This is a genomic window from Chryseobacterium sp. PCH239 (genome assembly GCF_018924625.1).
GTDB lineage: Bacteria > Bacteroidota > Bacteroidia > Flavobacteriales > Weeksellaceae > Chryseobacterium > Chryseobacterium cucumeris.
Genome location: NZ_CP073027.1, coordinates 5,063,634 through 5,080,640, shown reverse-complemented (window position 1 = coordinate 5,080,640; position 17,007 = coordinate 5,063,634). Strand labels below are relative to the sequence as shown.

Sequence of the window (17,007 nt, the reverse complement as noted above, 5' to 3'; positions counted from 1 at the left end):
ACCAATGCCCTGTATTGTTGCGAATATTAAAGGATGAGTTGCAAATTTTAAAGAATTGCAGCCCTAAGGAAAGCGTATGTTATTCGGGAAGTGCTATACCTGATATCTCAGCGCATTTATTAATGAACATCTCCTGTATGTCCGTATTTCTGGCATCAGGATGCACAGTCTGTGGTTTTTTGTGATAATAATATCCTCCCGACTTAAGTGCATCATTATCCATAGAAGAAGCTAACCAGACCTGCGTCACTGGGGCATCTGCAAGGCTGTCCGGAGCACCGGCCCCTCCCATTTTAGTAGCCACCCAGCCCGGCTCTAGTGCATTTGAAGCGACATCTTTCCATTTTCCGGCAATTGCGAAGGCAAGAAGAACATTGTGTAATTTGGAATCTGCATAGGCCTGGAAACCGTTCCAGTTTCTTTGTTCCCAGAAAAGGTCGTTAAGACTGCTATCTCCGTCGCGGTGAAGACCGCTGCTCATATAAATAAGCCTTTTGGGTTTCTCAATAAGCGCGGTAAGGATGTACGGAGAAAGGCTATTTATGGCAAAGACGTGCGGTAAACCATCTATAGTCATAATTTTCCTAGATTCCCGGTAGCCAACCGCCGCGTTATGGATAACGGCATCAAATCTTCCGAGTTTATTTACTTCTTTAGCGAGATCGATGGTTTCTGAAATACTGGCGAGATCACCAGTCAACACCGCCTCAGATTTTGGATTTGCTTGAAGCGCTTCTTCGGCTCTATCCTGATTTCTAGCATGAAGCACTACCTGATGTCCCTGCTGGATCATTAATTTTGCGGCCATCATACCTAGGCCATCGGAAGATCCTGTAATGAATATTCGTCCCATATTTGTAATTTTTTAATTTAATTGGTTTCGATTTGAATCTCCTTTTATCTAAAAATTTCTAATGCATTTTTTTTAATTTCCGGATATCTCTAAAAGGATTCAATTCAGCTAATATTTGTTATTCAAAGGTACTGGGGCCGGCACCTTTGTCTCTTGCAAATATTAAATCAAAAGTTGCAAATATTACAGAACAGCAATTGGTATGTGCTATGAAATTTATATAAAATAATAACGTTGTAAGTTACTTTGCTTTCATCTAAAGCTTTTATGCACGTATAATATGGATTATTTGTTTTCCAACAGTAAATAATTATGATCAATGCAGAGACCAGCAAAAGAGAAGGGCAAAAAATCGAAAGCTATTACCATATCTGTATGATAAGGCGTGTCATATAACCTTTGATATCTGGTTCTATCCTTTACTGTCAGAAATTCTGGATGTTTGTTTACAGGAATAAAATTAAATTTATTGACTTCCTTTACTGGCTTCAACGATCAGTTCAGCTGCTTCCTTCGGATGCGTCATAAAGACACAATGACTAGCTCCCTGAACTTCTACTATTTTTTTACTTTTCGCTCTTTCGGCGTATAAACGTTCCAGATCAGGATTTATAATTCTATCTGCCTTTGCAACCATATACCAAACGGGTTTCGATTTCCAAGCAGGAATATGGATTATAGCATGAAAAACCGAATCTTTTGTCGGAGTTTGAGAAACAGCCATAAAATCGGCTTTCTCCTTTGCCACACCACCTGCAAAATCTGAAGGAAAGTTGTTAGGGTTGATGTAATCGAATCCATCATCACCTTTGATTAAAGATTTATAGGCAGATGGATATTTTTTTGCGTTGTCTGCTTCAGATTCACCTTCGTCCGGAGCATGTGCAGCAAGATAGACAAGTCCTGCAACTTTTGGATTGTTTCCGGCGGTCGTAATAATTGCTCCACCATAGCTGTGACCTACTAGAATACAGGGACCGTCCTGCTGGTCAATAATCCTGTTTACCTGTTTTACATCATCCTCATAAGACAATAAAGTCTGTTGAGTTACAGAAACATGATATCCTTTTTTGTAAGTTCTTTATATATGCCTTCCCATCCGGAACCATCTACAAAAGCTCCATGAACAAGAACAATATTTTTAATCGGTAATTTTTGTGCAAAAACAACTCCTGTTGAACTTGCACAAAGAGTGATCAATATAACTAATAGCAGTTTAAACATAATTTTCATATTTTTTTTATAATGATTTTATCTAAAGTGTAAATCATATTGTCTAAGCAATTTCTTTATGAATTTCACTAGCCCAGTTATGGAATCCCTGGGTCTATAATCTATGCAGCCGGTATCTGTATTATTTCTATAATTCCGATTTTTGTTTTCATCATATTCTATTATATTGGTTTAATTTATGATGTAAATTTCGGCCGGAATATTAATATTTGAGGTAGTTTTCGTTGAGTAGGCAAAATGAGTCGTTAAAAGTTATTTAGAAATAAAGAACATCTTATTAGTGATGAGATTTTCTATATAAAACAGGTGAGGTCCTCTCATATTTTTTAAAAAAGTTGCTGAAATGCGAGGTTTCGGAAAATCCCAGTCTGTAGCTGATTTCTTTGATAGGTATATCTCCATTTTGCAATAAGGACTTTGCCTCTGTAAGTGTTTTCTCGGCAATCCAGCCAGTAATATTTTTCCCAGTTTTGCTTTTGATAACACTACTCAGATAATTGGGATGCAGATTGAGGGCATTCGCATAATCCTGTACCCTGAAAGCCTGATCCGCTTTACCCGAACTCAGATCACGATAATGCCGTTCCAAAATCCTTTTAAAAGAAATAACAATCTGGGAACTGCGATTTCCTTCGTAGATGGGATTATAATCATTCCAGATATGTTCTTTAATCTTAAAAAGAAGTACCGCTAACAGATGACCGATGATTTTATATTTTGAAGTTGTACTTTTTCTGTATTCATTTAATATCTGAACATTAATCGCCCCGACTTCTTTGAAAAAATCATCTGCCAACACTCTTGGCCGTACAGTTTCAGTAAGGAGAAATGGAAAATCATTGTAGACATCTTTTCCAATGTATTTTTTAAGAAAGGTTTCGTCAAAAGTAATTAACAAAATATCCTCGATTTCCTTCCAGCTGAATGTTCGATAATTACTTGGATTGGTAAAATAGATTGAATGTGGTTCAACTTCAAAGCTTTGCTCATCGATTGTATATCTTCCACTTCCGTTCTTTACGAACAAGAAAGAGAAAAAATTGGGTCGGTAAGACGCAGATTGATAAGGAATTTTGAACGGAATATCTCTTAAATTGAAAATAGTGAATCCCTCCGTGAGATCGAACAGATCTACAGGAAGATTTAGTGCTTTGTACAGCTGAAATAGAGAATGAGATTCGAAATTGTCTGTTGATTCCACTTTTACTGCATTTCAAATTTGAATCCCAAATTTAATAATTTGAAAACTTAAACTAATAAAATCAGGAATTGGTTTGCTTATCCTAATTTACAGCAAATTTCAAATTAAAATACTGAATATTTCTGAAGAAAAATGGATTCAATAAGTATTATTTAATTTGGTACAATCGAACTAATTCATTGATAAAAATGTTTTAAGATATACTCATCTTTATCACATGATAGGCTTATTAATTTCTAAATCTTGCACCAAATGTTTCGATATTTCTTCGGTTACGAGTACAAGGCTGGAACAGCCAATTCACCACTCATTATTCCAATGTTAATTTTTACAAGTTTTGAAAATTAAATTGTATCAAACAAAAAAGTTAGAAGATTTATTAGATAAATTAGAGGGATATAATTCACTTTTAATTTGACTTAATCGAACCAAATCATCGATAAAAGTGTTTGAAGATACGCTCGTCATGGTCCAAATATCCAAATAGCTCAATTTAATCCAAATTGGGCCATTTTTTTATTCCAAAATAAGCCAGATTAGGATTTTTATTGTTTTAGTGAATCTATTTTAAGAAAATAAGAAATGGCAGTAATATGAGGTCAGAAAAATAAAATCCGTTTCATTTAAGTGTATCATAACTAAAGAATAGGAACTATACACTTTTCTGCACCAATTAGATGATATTCTTAAAAGTCTTTATTTAATTCGGGATGTTAATTTACCTTCAATAACACTATCATATAGGACTTTGCTAAAAGCTACGTTTCCTGTGTTCAAAAGATTTTTCATGAATTAAACTCATTAATGGCCAGCAGACAATTTTATCACCATTCCTTTAAAAATAAATCCGTGAAAAGGCAATACAGAATACCAATATAATCTTCCCCACAATCCTTTTGGTCGGAAAACTGCTTTCTGCCAGAGCTTTCCTTTGTATAATTTGAACATCAGCCACGCCTCTCCAGGCAGTTTCATTTCAGCAATAAGAATCAATTTCCCTTCTTCCCTATCAGCATAAAGTACGCGCCAAAAATCCAGAGCATCTCCTTCGTGAAGCTCTACCGGGTGCGTTCTTCCTCTTCTGAGCCCCGGACCGCCAACCAATACATCCATATAACCCCGGATTTTCCAAAGGTTTTGTCCGTACCATCCATTTTTGCCGCCCAAACCAAAAACACGGTCGAGACATTTTTCACGGTCGTCATATTTTTCACTTCGAACGTCTTTAAAACAGCCAAAATGCGGAACTTCAATAAATTCCTTCAGGGAAGAATCATTTCTGCTGCTTATAAAGCTGTCTTTCCAACTGGAAAGTATTTCGTTGGCCTGAATCTTTGCCATCGTTCTCTCCAAAGCCTGCTCGTAAGAAAATGGTTGAACTCCAGTTATTTTTTTAATCTCTGATAAACTTTCATTGTTACAAACCACCTCAATTTTCATACTTCCGACGAGCGAACTTGCCAGACTGTAAGTGGTTGAAGTGATGAAATATAACCAATACGAAGACAGTTTCGGAGTCATTACCGGCAATGTGATAATAGTTCTTTTCAAACCTCTGATTTTCGCAAAACCCAGCAATATTTCTTTGTAAGTCAAGACATCTTCACAACCGATGTCAAAACTTTTACGGTAAGTTTCTTTTTTGAATAAAGTAAAAATTAGAAAATCCAAAACATTTGCAATTCCTATGGGCTGACATTTCGTATTGAGCCATTTTGGCGTAATCATGACCGGTAATTTTTCAACCAAATCTCTAATGATCTCAAATGATGCACTTCCAGAACCGATGATGATCCCAGCTCGTAAAACCGTTGTTGGAATTTTAGACTCAATTAAAATCTTTTCTACATTAAATCTTGAATTCAAATGCTTTGATAATTCTTTCTGATTGACTAATCCTGACAGATAGATAATATGTTTGCACGCCGTTTTTTCAATTGCTGAAACAAAATTCTGAGCACAGATTTTCTCCGATTCTTCGTAATCACCATTCGCACTCATAGAATGCATCAGATAATATGCCCCTGAAATATCCTCCGGAATATTCTTCAAAGTTTCCTCTCTCAGGAAATCAACTTCGATAACTTCGATCAAATCATCATTGATCCCGGCAGGTCTGGAAAATCGGCAGACATCTCGGCAGCAGCACACCACTTTGTAGCCTTGCTCTGTAATCACACTCATCATCCTTTTACCGATGTAACCTGTTGCTCCCGTTAATAAAATCTTTTTCATAAGAATTAATTTTGAATCAGTTAAAGAATTTTTCTTTGAATTTTCAATGTAACTTAAAGTTTTTCGAAGAGATGCCCAAAATAATCTTTCTTTGTTGTAAGATACGACGCATTGACTGAATTAGATTCAATTTCCAAAGGAATTCTTTTATTGAGCAAAATCCCGCTGTTGTTGAAAGCTTTCAATTTTTCAGGATTATTGGTCAATAAATTAACTTTAGAAATTTCCAGCATTTTCAGCATCTCGATTGCAACATCAAAACTTCTACCATCTGCCGGCAAACCTAATCTCAAATTTGCTTCTACCGTATCAAAACCTTGTTCCTGAAGAGCATAAGCCTTTAATTTATTGATGATTCCAATATTTCTGCCTTCCTGTCTGAGATAAATAATCATTCCTCCGTTTTCCGACATAAATTTCATTGCCGCATCCAGTTGTTGTCCGCATTCACATTTCCTCGAATGGAAAACTTCTCCGGTAATGCACTCCGAATGGAAACGAACATTAACAACTTCATTAAAATCTGTTTTTTCAGCCACCCAAACCAAATGTGGACACCAGTCATTTTCATTTTCAGAAAATGCATAGACGGTAAACATTCCAAAATCGGTCGGTACATTAGATTGAGCCTGTATTGTAAGCATTAGTTATATTTTGAATTATTGTTATAGTACAAATTTATACTTAATTTATTTAAGTAGTAAAATTAATTACTAAATTTGTTGATAAATAAAATCAATAATGGAACCAAAAAATATAATTACGGAAGATAAAATATTTGAATTGTACGGTGACTACCTTTTGAATCACGGCGAAAGACCAAAAAACATTTACCGTTTCGCAAAAGACAATGAATTCGAAGAAAAAGACTTTTACGATTACTTCTCAAGCTTTGAACAGATAGAAAAATCAATGTTGGTCAATCTTTTTGTTAAATCTGTAGAGTTAGCTTCGGAAATTAACAATTCTGATGAAATTACTTCAAAAGAAAAACTGTTGAATGTCTATTTTATCTTTTTTGAAAATATGACGATGAACCGTTCTCTGGTTCTGATGATCTTGGGGAATGACAAATTACACTTGGCAAAAATTTCAAATCAACTTAAGGAAACGCATCGACAATTCGTCAAAACTCTTGATTTTAATGATTGGGAAATGATTCAAAAAGCGAAAGATGATTTGAAAAATTTCCACGAAAAAGCTCGTGAAGAAGCGTTGTGGGTTCATTTGGTTTCCGCCATCGAATTTTGGAAAAAAGATACATCTCCATCATTCGAAAAGACGGATATTTTCATCGAAAAAACAATTGACGCAGGATTTGAACTGATGGAAAACGAACCTTTGAGAAAAATAGTTGACCTCGGAAAGTTTTTATTTAAAGAAAAATTTAAAAAATAGCAGATGAAAACACTCAATAAAATACCAACAGGAAAGCTGGAACGAACGAGCAGTTTGCTGAAAGCAGGAGCAAAAGTCGGTGTTAATTACATTAAATATTACGGAAATAAAATCACAAAAAATAAAGATGAGGGCGAAGCGAAAAAAGCTTTGAATGAAAACAACGCAACCGACATTTACGATTCTCTGAAAGAGCTGAAAGGCTCAGCCTTGAAAGTTGCCCAAATGTTAAGTATGGAGAAAAACATTCTTCCGCAGGCTTATGTTGAAAAATTTTCTTTGTCGCAATTTTCTGTTCCGCCGCTTTCGGGAGCTTTGGTAAAGAAAACTTTTAGAAAATATTTCGGAAAAAATCCGGAGGATCTATTTGATGAATTCACGGATGAATCCGTTAACGCGGCAAGTATCGGACAGGTTCATAAAGCGAAAAAAGATGGTCAAAATTTTGCTGTAAAAATTCAGTATCCCGGTGTGAGAGAAAGCATTTCAAGTGATTTGAAAATGGTAAAACCTATTGCGATGAAAATGTTTAATATCCAGAAAGAAGGTTCAGAATCTTATTTTCAGGAAGTAGAAAATAAATTGTTTGAGGAAACAGATTATGATCTTGAACTGAAAAGAAGTCAGGAAATTTCTAGAAAATGCAGTCATCTTGCGAATTTGGATTTTCCCAAATATTATCCTGAATTATCTTGCGAAAGAATCATCACAATGGATTGGATGAACGGAAAACATTTCTCGGAATTCACAAAATTGAAAAATTCTCAGGAAGATTTGAATAAAATCGGACAGACACTCTGGGATTTCTATATGTACCAAATGCACGTCCTAAAACAAGTTCATGCAGACCCACATCCAGGCAATTTCCTGGTTTCAGAAGATAAAAAACTGCTCGTGATTGATTTCGGATGTATCAAAGAAATCCCGAATGACTTTTATAAACCCTATTTTGAGTTGGCTCAACTTGAGAATCTGAATAATCCTGAATTTTACAAAGAAAAATTATACGATCTGGAGATTTTGAGTTCTAATGATTCTGCTAAAGAACAGGAATTTTTCACCAAATTATTCTACGAATTACTGGAATTGTTCACAAGACCTTTTAACGCAGAAATTTTTGATTTTTCTGATGAATCGTTTTTTCAGGAAATTGCAGATCTGGGTCAGAAATACGCTAAAATAAGCGATATGAAAGGAATGAATACCAACAGAGGTTCGAAACATTTTATTTATCTGAACCGTACATTTTTTGGTTTGTATAATATGATGCACGATTTGAAAGCCAAAAATGTCGTAATCAATCAGTACAAAAATTTTAACGAATAAATGCCTGCCAACTTACCTTCAAAGATTTGTGAAGTCTGCGGACTGCCCTTCAACTGGCGGAAAAAGTGGAAGAAAAACTGGAACGAAGTAAAATATTGCAGCGAAAAATGCCGGAAAAACAAAAAATCAACCTCCTCTGGTTCGGAAACAATTTAAGAATCAGAGACAATGAATCACTTTACAACGTGATGCAAGAACATTTACCTTTTCTTGCAGTGTATATTTTTGACAAATCTTTTTTCCATTCGACACAACTTAATTTTAAGAAAATTGGAAAATTTCGGACTAAATTTTTGTTGCAAACTGTTTCGGATTTGGAAAATAATTTAAAAGAAAAGAAGATTCCGTTTCTTAAAAAATTGGGTAAGACCGAAGATGTTTTTAAGCAGATATCTAAAGATTTTGAGGTTGAAAAAATATTCTGTCAGAGAGAGTGGACAAAGGAAGAAATTGAATTGGAAAATCAAATCAAAACCATTTTTCCTGATGTACAATGGGTAAAATCTTATTCTCAACTTTTGTTTGAACCAGATTTCGTAAAAGAACGATTAGATAAAATTCCTTTACTGTTTACTACATTCAGACAAAAAATAGAGGAAGATTTTAAAATCAGAAATGAATTTAATGCTGAACATCTGGTTTACAATAAATCCATTTTAAATTTAAAAATAAACAGCGACGATATTACATTAAAGACTTTAGGTTTTGACGATTTTGAAATGCATCAATCTTCTGCTTTTCCATTTTCAGGTGGTGAAACTGAAGGATTGCAACGATTAAATCATTACTTTTTTAAAACTAAAAATCTAAGTTGTTATAAAGAAACAAGAAATGGGTTAATTGATAAAGACTACAGCAGCAAATTTTCTGCGTGGCTTGCCAACGGAAGTCTTTCTGCAGTGTCTATTTTCCACGAAATCAAGAAATATGAGAAAGAATTTGGAAGTAACGAATCGACGTATTGGCTTGTTTTCGAATTGCTTTGGCGAGACTTTTTCAAATTTACTTCAATGCAGTTTCGGGATACAATATTTCAGCAAAATGGAATTTCAGAACAAAAATACGAATGGAAATATGATCAAAATTTAATTAACCAATGGATCAATGGCGAGACAGATTCTGATTTTATCAACGCCAATATGCTGGAAATTAAAAACACGGGCTGGATGAGCAACCGCGGACGACAAAACGCAGCTTCCTATTTCTGCAAAATCCTGAAGCAGGATTGGAGAATGGGTGCAGCTTATTTTGAGAAAATGCTCATCGATTACGATGTTCACAGCAATTATGGAAACTGGATGTATCTCGCCGGCGTTGGAAATGACCCGAGAAGCAGAACTTTCAATGCTGAAAAACAGGCTGAACAGTATGATTCGGATCGAAAATTCAGAAATTTATGGCTAAAGTAGCATCTTCAACGGCGCAATTGATATTTCCGCATCAGCTTTTTAAAGACACGGATTATCTGGATAAAAATCACCCTGTTTTTCTGGTGGAAGAGTTTCTGTTTTTTAAACAATATAAATTTCACAAACAGAAAATTGCCTTTCATAGGGCGAGTATGAAGTTTTATGAGGAATTTTTGACCAAAGAAAAATTCAAGGTGGAATATATTGAAAGTGCTTCCCCGCTTTCTGATGTTCGAAATTTAATCAAGCATTTGGAAAAACTAAATTTTGACAAAATTCTCATCACGGATGTTTGTGACAATTGGCTTGAAAAGAGAATTAAGGAAACTACATTGGAATTAGAGATTATTGAAAGTCCTTTGTTTATCAATACTAAGGAAGATTTGAAAGACTATTTTGAAGATAAAAAATCGTATCATCAAACCGATTTTTACAAGCAACAGAGAATTTCCCGAAATCTTCTAATGAAAGCCGGAAAACCCATCGGTGGAAAATGGACTTTCGATACAGAAAACCGTAAAAAATATCCAAAGAACAAAAAAGCTCCATCCATTCACTTCCCGGAAAACAACACATATTTTGAGGAAGCGAAAATTTATATCCGGAAAAATTTTAATGAAAATTATGGCAATTTAACGTCGTATCAACTCTATCCCGTCACTTTTGAGGAAGCTGAAAATTGGCTGAATCAGTTTCTGGAACTGCGGTTTGCCGATTTTGGGGTTTATGAAGACAGTATCGTAGAGCGTGAACATTTTCTGCATCACAGCGTGCTTTCGCCATTGTTAAACATTGGACTTTTAACTGCAGAAAACGTTTTGAGAGAAGCCATTGAATATGCGAACGAATATAAAATCCCCATCAATTCTCTTGAAGGATTTGTGCGGCAGATTTTGGGTTGGAGAGAATTTGTGAGAGGGATTTACCTTTATGAGGGAACTTATCAGCGAAATAAAAACTATTGGAAACATCAAAATCCGCTTCCTGAATCTTTTTATACAGGAAGGACTGAAATTAAACCGATTGACAGCACAATTTTGAAGGTTCTGGAAACTGGTTATGCACATCACATCGAACGATTGATGATTTTCGCCAACTTTATGAATCTGTTGAAACTTAATCCAGACGACGTTTACCAATGGTTTATGGAAATGTTCATCGATTCCTACGATTGGGTAATGGTTCCTAATGTTTATGGGATGAGCAGCTTTTCTGACGGAGGAAAAATGAGTACAAAACCGTACATCAGCGGAAGCAATTACATCAAAAAGATGAGCGATTACTCTGATGACGACTGGACGGAAAAATGGGATGCCCTCTTTTGGAATTTTGTGAATGATAACAAAGAATTTTTCAAAACAAATCCGAGATTGGGAATGATGTTGCGAACTATGGATAAAATGACGGATGAGAAAAAATCTGAATACTTTAAAATCGCAAGGCACACGATTAAAAATTTAAAATAATGGTGAAAGAATTTAATGTAATACAGACAGACCGCATCATTGAAATGGCCTGGGAAGACAGAACGCCGTTTGAAGCGATAGCATTTCAGTTTGGAATTTCAGAATCTGGAGTGATTGAATTGATGAGAAGAGAACTGAAACCATCGAGTTTTCGGCTTTGGAGAAAAAGAGTGAATTCTGGAGTAAGCCAGAAGCATCTGATGAAAAGAAATCCTGAAATTGACAGGTTTAAATGTAAAAGACAGCGTACAATAAGTCATAATAAAATTTCGAAACGATAAAAACAGAATAAAATGAAAAACATAGTCATTATCGGTTGCGGACAGGGAATTGGATTTGCTGCTGCAAAAATATTATCAGAAAATCATTACGTTATTGGTATTTCAAGAACCGAAAATCCTGAAATTGAAAATTTAAATATTGAATTTCATCCAATAGATATTCTTTCGGGGAATCTGGATGAAATTATATTCCCTGAAGTTATTGACGGTTTGGTTTATGCGCCGGGAAGTATTAATTTAAAACCATTTAACCGTTTTTCGATTGAAGATTTCAGAAATGATTTTGAAATCAATGTTTTGGGTGCTGTGAAAACGATTCAGAAACTGTTGCCTAATTTGAAGAAGTCGGAAACGGCTTCTGTTGTGTTGTTCAGTTCGGTGGCGGCAAAGCTGGGAACGCCTTTTCACTCCTCAATTTCTGCAAGTAAAAGTGCTGTTGAAGGTTTGACGAAAAGTATGGCCGCAGAATTTTCTACTCAGAAAATCAGAGTGAATGCCATTGCTCCCTCTTTAACGGATACTAATTTAGCTTCACCACTTCTTTCAACACCTGAAAAACGGGAAGCTTCAGGAAGAAGACATCCATTGCAAAGAGTCGGAAGAGCCGACGAAATCGCAAGAATGGTTGCGTTTCTACTATCTGATCATTCAGCGTGGATCACGGGACAGATCATTGGGATTGACGGAGGAATGAGTAACATCAAATTGTAATCATTCCCAAAAACTAATATCTTTACCAAAATTATTATGCAAACCGACTTTTTCATAGACCTGCTCCATCACGTGAAAGAATTTGAACATTCTGACGCCTGCAAATCCAACTCCACCGTTGATGATTTCCGCGTGTGGATGAATGATAAAAAATATGCTGATGAAAGCCCTACCAAGCTTTTTAAAAATGAGAATCATCAGGTTTCATTTACCGAAAATGAAATTTGCAAACAGGTTCTCTTATTAGGACGATATTCTAAATTACTGATCAGAAAAGGGTTGGGAGATTTCCCTGAATTAGCGAATGAAGAATTTACCTACCTGTACCGCTTAAAAGACGAACCTTTTTTAACGAAAATTCAATTGATCGAAAAAAACGGTCACGAGAAACAAACCGGAACTCAAATCATCAAAAGACTTTTGGAAGCGGGATTTTTGGAGGAGAAAAATGATAAAGATGATAAGCGCAGCAAACGATTAAATTTGACTAAAAAAGGCGAAGAAATTTTCCACGCATCTGTTTCTAATGTCAACTTAATCTCAAAAATTTTATCCGGAAAGCTTGATAAAGTTGAGAAGAATGAATTTCTTAGGATTTTGAAAAAACTTAATGAATTTCATTATCATATTTATGTTGATTATAAGAATTCCGACATCAATCAGATATCAGAATTTTTCCTCTAAAATACGTGCAAAACCTTGCTTGTAAAACTATTTCCACATTGGATTCCTTTCTTATAATGTATAGTAAAACAGGACGACATATTTTCAATAGCTCATCAGAAGACCTATACTTTTTAACATTATTAGAAACAAGTATACTATCATTTATTTGATAGTCAAAATTATCCCAATAAGTAAATTCGGTATTTTCTGTTATAATTAATCCATATAACATGTATGAATTAAGATAATTCTCCAATATCAATTAAATCAGGAAAAACGTATTTATTTGTCTCCTTATCGTAATAAATATTCATAGGAGGAATCTCCATATTATGACTTTCAAAAAACCATTTCCTGAACATATAATACATACCCTCAGGTTGATAATTACAAATATTATATTCCAATTTTTCTATACAAAAGCAGACTGGAAATTCTTTGATAAATTGTATTATACTCTGTATTCCTTTCTTTAAATACTCTAACGAAATAGTATCCAATAAATCACTCTTTAACTTTATAAAAACAGAAGGAGCTATTTCATATACATTCTCATCATTTTGATTATGATTTATGATTTCTATTATCTCATAAAAGATACCTATTCCCCAACTTGACTTTAGGATTATAAATTCATTCATTACTTTTTTGTTAAATAGATTTATACCTATCTTGTTCAATTGTATTTTCCACTGAACTATTGAGTTTCTGAAAATAACTTTGTACAAAGGAGCAGAGATTGAATCACAATCAGATTTTTGTGATAGAATATTTACTGATTATACAACCTGAGAATCTCTACCAATTCGGGTATGGACCGTATTTTAAGCTTCTCAAACAACCTGATTTTGTATGTACTGATCGTTGATGAATGGAGATTCAGCTGATTAGAAATTTCTTTGAGGGGAAGACCTTCTGCAAGCTTATTGGCAATTTGCAATTCGCGGTCTGATAGAGCTTCAAAGGGAGAAGTTTTTACAGAGCCGTTTAGTGATTCTAAAAAAATCGCTTCTTTTATATTCTCACTGACATATCGGCCTTTATTAAGCATCGCTGTTAAAGCAGTCTCAATTACATCAGTGGAGCTTAGCTTGCTTAGATAACCACCAGCACCCATTTTCAGATAACGCATTCCATACAATTCTTCATCCTGGGAAGAAAATATCAAAGTCTTTAATGCAGGTTGGTGAATTTTTATGTAATCTATTGCTTCCTGAACAGTACCATTAGGCATATTAACGTCCATAATGGCCAGATCAAATTCTTCTTTCAGAATTAAATTGTACAGCGATTTATAATCCTCTACTTCTGAAATGATAGCATCGGGTCTGAATCGTTTAATTGTCTGTATCAAACCCATCCGAACGATACCATGATCGTCTGCTACAACAATGCGAATGTTTACTTTTAAACCCATTACTCTATAAATTTACGTAAAAAAAGGGAAACTGTGGTGCCTTTATTTTCAGTGGAAATGATTTGGATGTTTCCATTAAGCAAGGATATAAAATTTTTTACAATTTTCAAACTTAATCCCACTCCTTTCTCGCCCGCAGTTCCCAGAAATACAGGATTACCATAAGTATAGATCCCAGGTAAATACTTTTCATTGATTCCTGTTCCGGAATCAATTATAGAAAGCTCAACCTGATCACCTTCTGTAATCTCCTGTAAATAAATATCTTGACCTGGCAATGAATATTTTACCGCGTTGTTGAAAATTTTGTCTAAAACATATTCGAGCAACATGCGATCGCCTGTAAGAAATGCATTGTGATCTCCTTTAAAATAAAACTTAATCTTTTTTTCTTTTAATCGAGCAGCATATTTTTCTTCCAAATAGTGAAAAAGATCTATCACCATGATTTTAACGGGTTTAATCTTAAATTCCCCGTATTGTGTTTTTAGCCAGGCAATGGTGTCCTGTATAGTTTGCAGATTTTTCTGAGCATCTCGTTTTACCTGCGGCAACAACTTAAAAAAATCTTCCTCATTGATAGTATTTTGCTCCAGCTCTTCTGTAAGCCACAGAAAGGTTCCCAACAGTTCTTTTGAGTCATGAGACAAAATCGAGATCAATCCGTTCTTGAAATTGATTTCGTTTTCCAGTCTTTCAATTTTTAATTGGAGTTCGTTGATTAAATCATTCATAAATTAAGTATCACGGTTTTAGAAGCTGTTTGAGTTATTTTTTTGAAAGAAGGCAGAAAGAGTTATATTGCTTCAATGTAACTAAAAACATATAGTTCAGACCTTTCTTCCAGAAGGTAGCAAGTTAAAAAAAATATCATATTGGTTAAAAAAAAATCAAATGGGATTTACCTGAAATAATACAGGTTCTGTTTATCTCACAAAATGGCTGTATCAGATTCCAGGAGAATTTTGACTCTGGCAGACTGTTTACCGGTATTATCGAAAATAGAGAAAAGTGAAATATAGAACAGTATCATAGATTACTGATCACAAACAGCTGAATGATGCAAGATAAAAAATGGCATCCTGAAGTGACAATCATTGATAGCCGGACTACCAAAATACATCTACAGATATTGAAGCGGATTGATGAAAGAAAAATCATCAAAGTAAGAAAACGTATCTATAGCGATACTTCAGAAAATTTTTGAGCAGTTTTGTATTTTCTGCCAATTGCATGATGAAACCACAGCTATAAAATGCTGTAAAAAAATGCACTCAGAAAACGAATTATTGGAAGACATACACCTTATTTATACTGATGGAGAAATTTTTCATCAGCAAATAAGAGGATTGATTTTCAAAAAGTATTGTTAAATTGCCGTAAAGCTATAATAAACATTGATAGAGTAAGTAGTGTTTTCCTTCCCTACCAAACTTTGGGCATTCGTAGGTGATATGGTATATCTTACGTTCAATCCCCGGTCTAAAACCGGAGCTCCGTTAAAGAGTATTTTCTGAGGAGTTTTGGATAAAGGAACATTTACAGAACTCCCATCTATGCCGATTTGTAAAATATTTGAATTGATGTTGGTCTGTAAACCACCTTTCTTAAAATAATTTTCGTCCGATTTTACATAGAGCTCAAAATTTTCATTATTGGACAACATGATTTGGTTGGGAATCATTTGTGTCTGGCCATCGGTGTAATGTGCAGCGGTATTAAAATTGAAGTTTACATTGCGTCCAGAACTGGGGATGGTGATCTCCGACAGAGGAAGTACCTTTAACTGAACAGCCGTATTTTGCAAACTGTTAATGGAGTTATCTGTACTGCTGGCATTGAAGTTTAAATCAAACGTATAAGTTCCGGCTTCAAAAAAGAAGTTTTTAAAATCTTCCGCAGACACATAAAGCTGTGGAATGAAGTTGTTTCTGTTTCCTGCTACTACACTGAAATTAGCCGCGGAAAAATTCTGAAAATCGGAAGATAAGGCTTTGGTTGTGAGTGAAGATCCGTTACTACCCAATTTAATGTTGGCTATATTTCTGGTTCCCGGAACACCTTTAGAGGACGTGAACTGAATGTTTGTGGCAGCAGCTTTCGCCCAAAAATTAAAATCAACCGTATTTGCAATTTCTGTATTCCCCAAATCCCACACTCGCGTGCTTGTACTGCGGTAGTCATTCAAAGAAGATATTTCTATGTATTTTGTTAAAGAGTTTGCAACCCATTTTATAGCTGAAGGAATGACTAAAATTGTTTTAAAATTACGTGGTGTGAAGTCATTATAATTCTGAGTGATATCCATGGAGTAATTCCCGGCCCGGAAGGCATTGGCACTAAATTGTGAGGCAGGAATTTTAAAGATAAAATTGATATTTCCCCGGTTGAATCCTCCTCCCAGACTGATGGATGGTGGTTCAAACCATCTTACAGCACTTGTACTGAAAGACTGAAAACCTGGTAAATAACCTGAAAATCCAGTAGATGGCATCTGTCCTCCCATACTTTCCAACTGCCACAGAAGCGCGGAACCGGGTAAAGTAAGTGAGGAAGAAGAGTGAGTAAAATTGGGCCCGGAAACAGAGGTAAATGTAGGAGCTGTTGGGAGTAATCCCAAAAAGGCATAATCCCAGTTGGTTCTGTTCGCGTTCGTCATTACTCTTGTAGGTACTGAAGTAAATTCGCTCCTGTTAAAAATATTATTTTCAGGAACCGACAGATATACATCCTGAGCTTTCGTAACCGCAGCCCCGAACAATACGGTAAAAATTCCTATTAGAAAAGACCTCATCTTTTTCATACTTTTAA

18 protein-coding genes are annotated in these 17,007 nt (G+C 35.0%); 8 read left to right on the top strand and 10 right to left on the bottom strand.

The window, feature by feature from the left end:
• Positions 1-79 precede the first annotated feature (79 nt).
• The 6 genes from KBP46_RS23250 to ribA form a co-directional block, all read right to left on the bottom strand.
• The gene (locus KBP46_RS23250; RefSeq protein WP_216444312.1) at positions 80-853 is read right to left on the bottom strand and encodes an SDR family NAD(P)-dependent oxidoreductase; all 774 of its coding nucleotides are present in this window, start codon (positions 851-853) and stop codon (positions 80-82) included.
• A gap of 466 nt (positions 854-1,319) precedes the next feature.
• The gene (locus KBP46_RS23245) at positions 1,320-1,886 is read right to left on the bottom strand and encodes an alpha/beta hydrolase (RefSeq protein WP_216444311.1); all 567 of its coding nucleotides are present in this window, start codon (positions 1,884-1,886) and stop codon (positions 1,320-1,322) included.
• A 14-nt stretch (positions 1,887-1,900) separates the two neighbouring features.
• Positions 1,901-2,077: a hypothetical protein gene (locus KBP46_RS23240; RefSeq protein ID WP_216444310.1), complete on the bottom strand. Its 177-nt coding sequence runs from the start codon at positions 2,075-2,077 to the stop codon at positions 1,901-1,903.
• Positions 2,078-2,363: 286 nt separating this feature from the next.
• The gene (locus tag KBP46_RS23235; RefSeq protein ID WP_216444309.1) at positions 2,364-3,287 is read right to left on the bottom strand and encodes an AraC family transcriptional regulator; all 924 of its coding nucleotides are present in this window, start codon (positions 3,285-3,287) and stop codon (positions 2,364-2,366) included.
• Between the two features lie 801 nt (positions 3,288-4,088).
• Complete coding sequence (locus KBP46_RS23230; RefSeq protein ID WP_216444308.1) at positions 4,089-5,522, bottom strand: SDR family oxidoreductase; 1,434 nt, start codon at positions 5,520-5,522, stop codon at positions 4,089-4,091.
• 53 nt (positions 5,523-5,575) lie between these two features.
• On the bottom strand, positions 5,576-6,166 hold the full coding sequence (gene ribA / locus KBP46_RS23225) for a GTP cyclohydrolase II (protein ID WP_062671730.1): 591 nt from the start codon (positions 6,164-6,166) through the stop codon (positions 5,576-5,578).
• A 97-nt stretch (positions 6,167-6,263) separates the two neighbouring features.
• Here ribA and KBP46_RS23220 point away from each other — a divergent pair, with 97 nt between their 5' ends.
• The 8 genes from KBP46_RS23220 to KBP46_RS23185 are packed head-to-tail and all read left to right on the top strand — an operon-like array spanning position 6,264 to position 12,797.
• Positions 6,264-6,920, top strand: a complete 657-nt coding sequence (locus tag KBP46_RS23220; RefSeq protein WP_216444307.1) for a TetR/AcrR family transcriptional regulator — start codon at positions 6,264-6,266, stop codon at positions 6,918-6,920.
• Between the two features lie 3 nt (positions 6,921-6,923).
• On the top strand, positions 6,924-8,246 hold the full coding sequence (locus tag KBP46_RS23215) for an AarF/ABC1/UbiB kinase family protein (RefSeq protein ID WP_120231671.1): 1,323 nt from the start codon (positions 6,924-6,926) through the stop codon (positions 8,244-8,246).
• A complete protein-coding gene (locus KBP46_RS23210) occupies positions 8,247-8,402 on the top strand; it encodes a DUF2256 domain-containing protein (RefSeq protein ID WP_082798729.1) in 156 nt (51 codons plus the stop codon).
• Positions 8,354-9,655 carry a DASH family cryptochrome gene (locus tag KBP46_RS23205; protein WP_216444306.1) on the top strand — a complete coding sequence of 434 codons (1,302 nt, stop codon included), beginning with the start codon at positions 8,354-8,356 and terminating at the stop codon, positions 9,653-9,655. Before KBP46_RS23210 ends, KBP46_RS23205 begins: the two co-directional genes overlap by 49 nt.
• Positions 9,643-11,121 carry a cryptochrome/photolyase family protein gene (locus KBP46_RS23200; protein WP_216444305.1) on the top strand — a complete coding sequence of 493 codons (1,479 nt, stop codon included), beginning with the start codon at positions 9,643-9,645 and terminating at the stop codon, positions 11,119-11,121. The genes KBP46_RS23205 and KBP46_RS23200 overlap by 13 nt, the downstream gene beginning before the upstream one ends.
• On the top strand, positions 11,121-11,402 hold the full coding sequence (locus tag KBP46_RS23195) for a TIGR03643 family protein (RefSeq protein WP_120231673.1): 282 nt from the start codon (positions 11,121-11,123) through the stop codon (positions 11,400-11,402). The genes KBP46_RS23200 and KBP46_RS23195 overlap by 1 nt, the downstream gene beginning before the upstream one ends.
• A 12-nt stretch (positions 11,403-11,414) precedes the next feature.
• A complete protein-coding gene (locus tag KBP46_RS23190; RefSeq protein WP_216444304.1) occupies positions 11,415-12,113 on the top strand; it encodes an SDR family NAD(P)-dependent oxidoreductase in 699 nt (232 codons plus the stop codon).
• 36 nt (positions 12,114-12,149) lie between these two features.
• On the top strand, positions 12,150-12,797 hold the full coding sequence (locus KBP46_RS23185; protein WP_123280019.1) for a MarR family winged helix-turn-helix transcriptional regulator: 648 nt from the start codon (positions 12,150-12,152) through the stop codon (positions 12,795-12,797).
• A gap of 221 nt (positions 12,798-13,018) precedes the next feature.
• Here KBP46_RS23185 and KBP46_RS23180 read toward each other — a convergent pair whose 3' ends face one another.
• The 4 genes from KBP46_RS23180 to KBP46_RS23165 form a co-directional block, all read right to left on the bottom strand.
• The gene (locus KBP46_RS23180; protein ID WP_216444303.1) at positions 13,019-13,420 is read right to left on the bottom strand and encodes a hypothetical protein; all 402 of its coding nucleotides are present in this window, start codon (positions 13,418-13,420) and stop codon (positions 13,019-13,021) included.
• Between the two features lie 131 nt (positions 13,421-13,551).
• Positions 13,552-14,196 carry a response regulator transcription factor gene (locus KBP46_RS23175; RefSeq protein ID WP_062671712.1) on the bottom strand — a complete coding sequence of 215 codons (645 nt, stop codon included), beginning with the start codon at positions 14,194-14,196 and terminating at the stop codon, positions 13,552-13,554.
• Entirely contained in the window at positions 14,196-14,930 is a 735-nt protein-coding gene (locus KBP46_RS23170) for a sensor histidine kinase KdpD (RefSeq protein ID WP_216444302.1), read from the bottom strand. The genes KBP46_RS23175 and KBP46_RS23170 overlap by 1 nt, the downstream gene beginning before the upstream one ends.
• Before the next feature lie 635 nt (positions 14,931-15,565).
• Positions 15,566-16,999: a hypothetical protein gene (locus KBP46_RS23165; RefSeq protein WP_120231682.1), complete on the bottom strand. Its 1,434-nt coding sequence runs from the start codon at positions 16,997-16,999 to the stop codon at positions 15,566-15,568.
• Positions 17,000-17,007 lie beyond the last annotated feature (8 nt).

What these genes read in the sequence shown, in the direction of transcription:
- KBP46_RS23175 (WP_062671712.1), bottom strand. Translation starts at nt 14,196, where the DNA reads ATGGGTTTAAAAGTAAACATTCGCATTGTTGTAGCAGACGATCATGGT.
- KBP46_RS23250 (WP_216444312.1), bottom strand. Translation starts at nt 853, where the DNA reads ATGGGACGAATATTCATTACAGGATCTTCCGATGGCCTAGGTATGATG.
- KBP46_RS23200 (WP_216444305.1), top strand. Translation starts at nt 9,643, where the DNA reads ATGGCTAAAGTAGCATCTTCAACGGCGCAATTGATATTTCCGCATCAG.
- KBP46_RS23180 (WP_216444303.1), bottom strand. Translation starts at nt 13,420, where the DNA reads ATGAATGAATTTATAATCCTAAAGTCAAGTTGGGGAATAGGTATCTTT.
- KBP46_RS23220 (WP_216444307.1), top strand. Translation starts at nt 6,264, where the DNA reads ATGGAACCAAAAAATATAATTACGGAAGATAAAATATTTGAATTGTAC.
- KBP46_RS23240 (WP_216444310.1), bottom strand. Translation starts at nt 2,077, where the DNA reads ATGTTTAAACTGCTATTAGTTATATTGATCACTCTTTGTGCAAGTTCA.
- KBP46_RS23195 (WP_120231673.1), top strand. Translation starts at nt 11,121, where the DNA reads ATGGTGAAAGAATTTAATGTAATACAGACAGACCGCATCATTGAAATG.
- KBP46_RS23215 (WP_120231671.1), top strand. Translation starts at nt 6,924, where the DNA reads ATGAAAACACTCAATAAAATACCAACAGGAAAGCTGGAACGAACGAGC.
- KBP46_RS23165 (WP_120231682.1), bottom strand. Translation starts at nt 16,999, where the DNA reads ATGAAAAAGATGAGGTCTTTTCTAATAGGAATTTTTACCGTATTGTTC.
- KBP46_RS23210 (WP_082798729.1), top strand. Translation starts at nt 8,247, where the DNA reads ATGCCTGCCAACTTACCTTCAAAGATTTGTGAAGTCTGCGGACTGCCC.
- ribA (WP_062671730.1), bottom strand. Translation starts at nt 6,166, where the DNA reads ATGCTTACAATACAGGCTCAATCTAATGTACCGACCGATTTTGGAATG.
- KBP46_RS23230 (WP_216444308.1), bottom strand. Translation starts at nt 5,522, where the DNA reads ATGAAAAAGATTTTATTAACGGGAGCAACAGGTTACATCGGTAAAAGG.
- KBP46_RS23190 (WP_216444304.1), top strand. Translation starts at nt 11,415, where the DNA reads ATGAAAAACATAGTCATTATCGGTTGCGGACAGGGAATTGGATTTGCT.
- KBP46_RS23205 (WP_216444306.1), top strand. Translation starts at nt 8,354, where the DNA reads ATGCCGGAAAAACAAAAAATCAACCTCCTCTGGTTCGGAAACAATTTA.
- KBP46_RS23185 (WP_123280019.1), top strand. Translation starts at nt 12,150, where the DNA reads ATGCAAACCGACTTTTTCATAGACCTGCTCCATCACGTGAAAGAATTT.
- KBP46_RS23170 (WP_216444302.1), bottom strand. Translation starts at nt 14,930, where the DNA reads ATGAATGATTTAATCAACGAACTCCAATTAAAAATTGAAAGACTGGAA.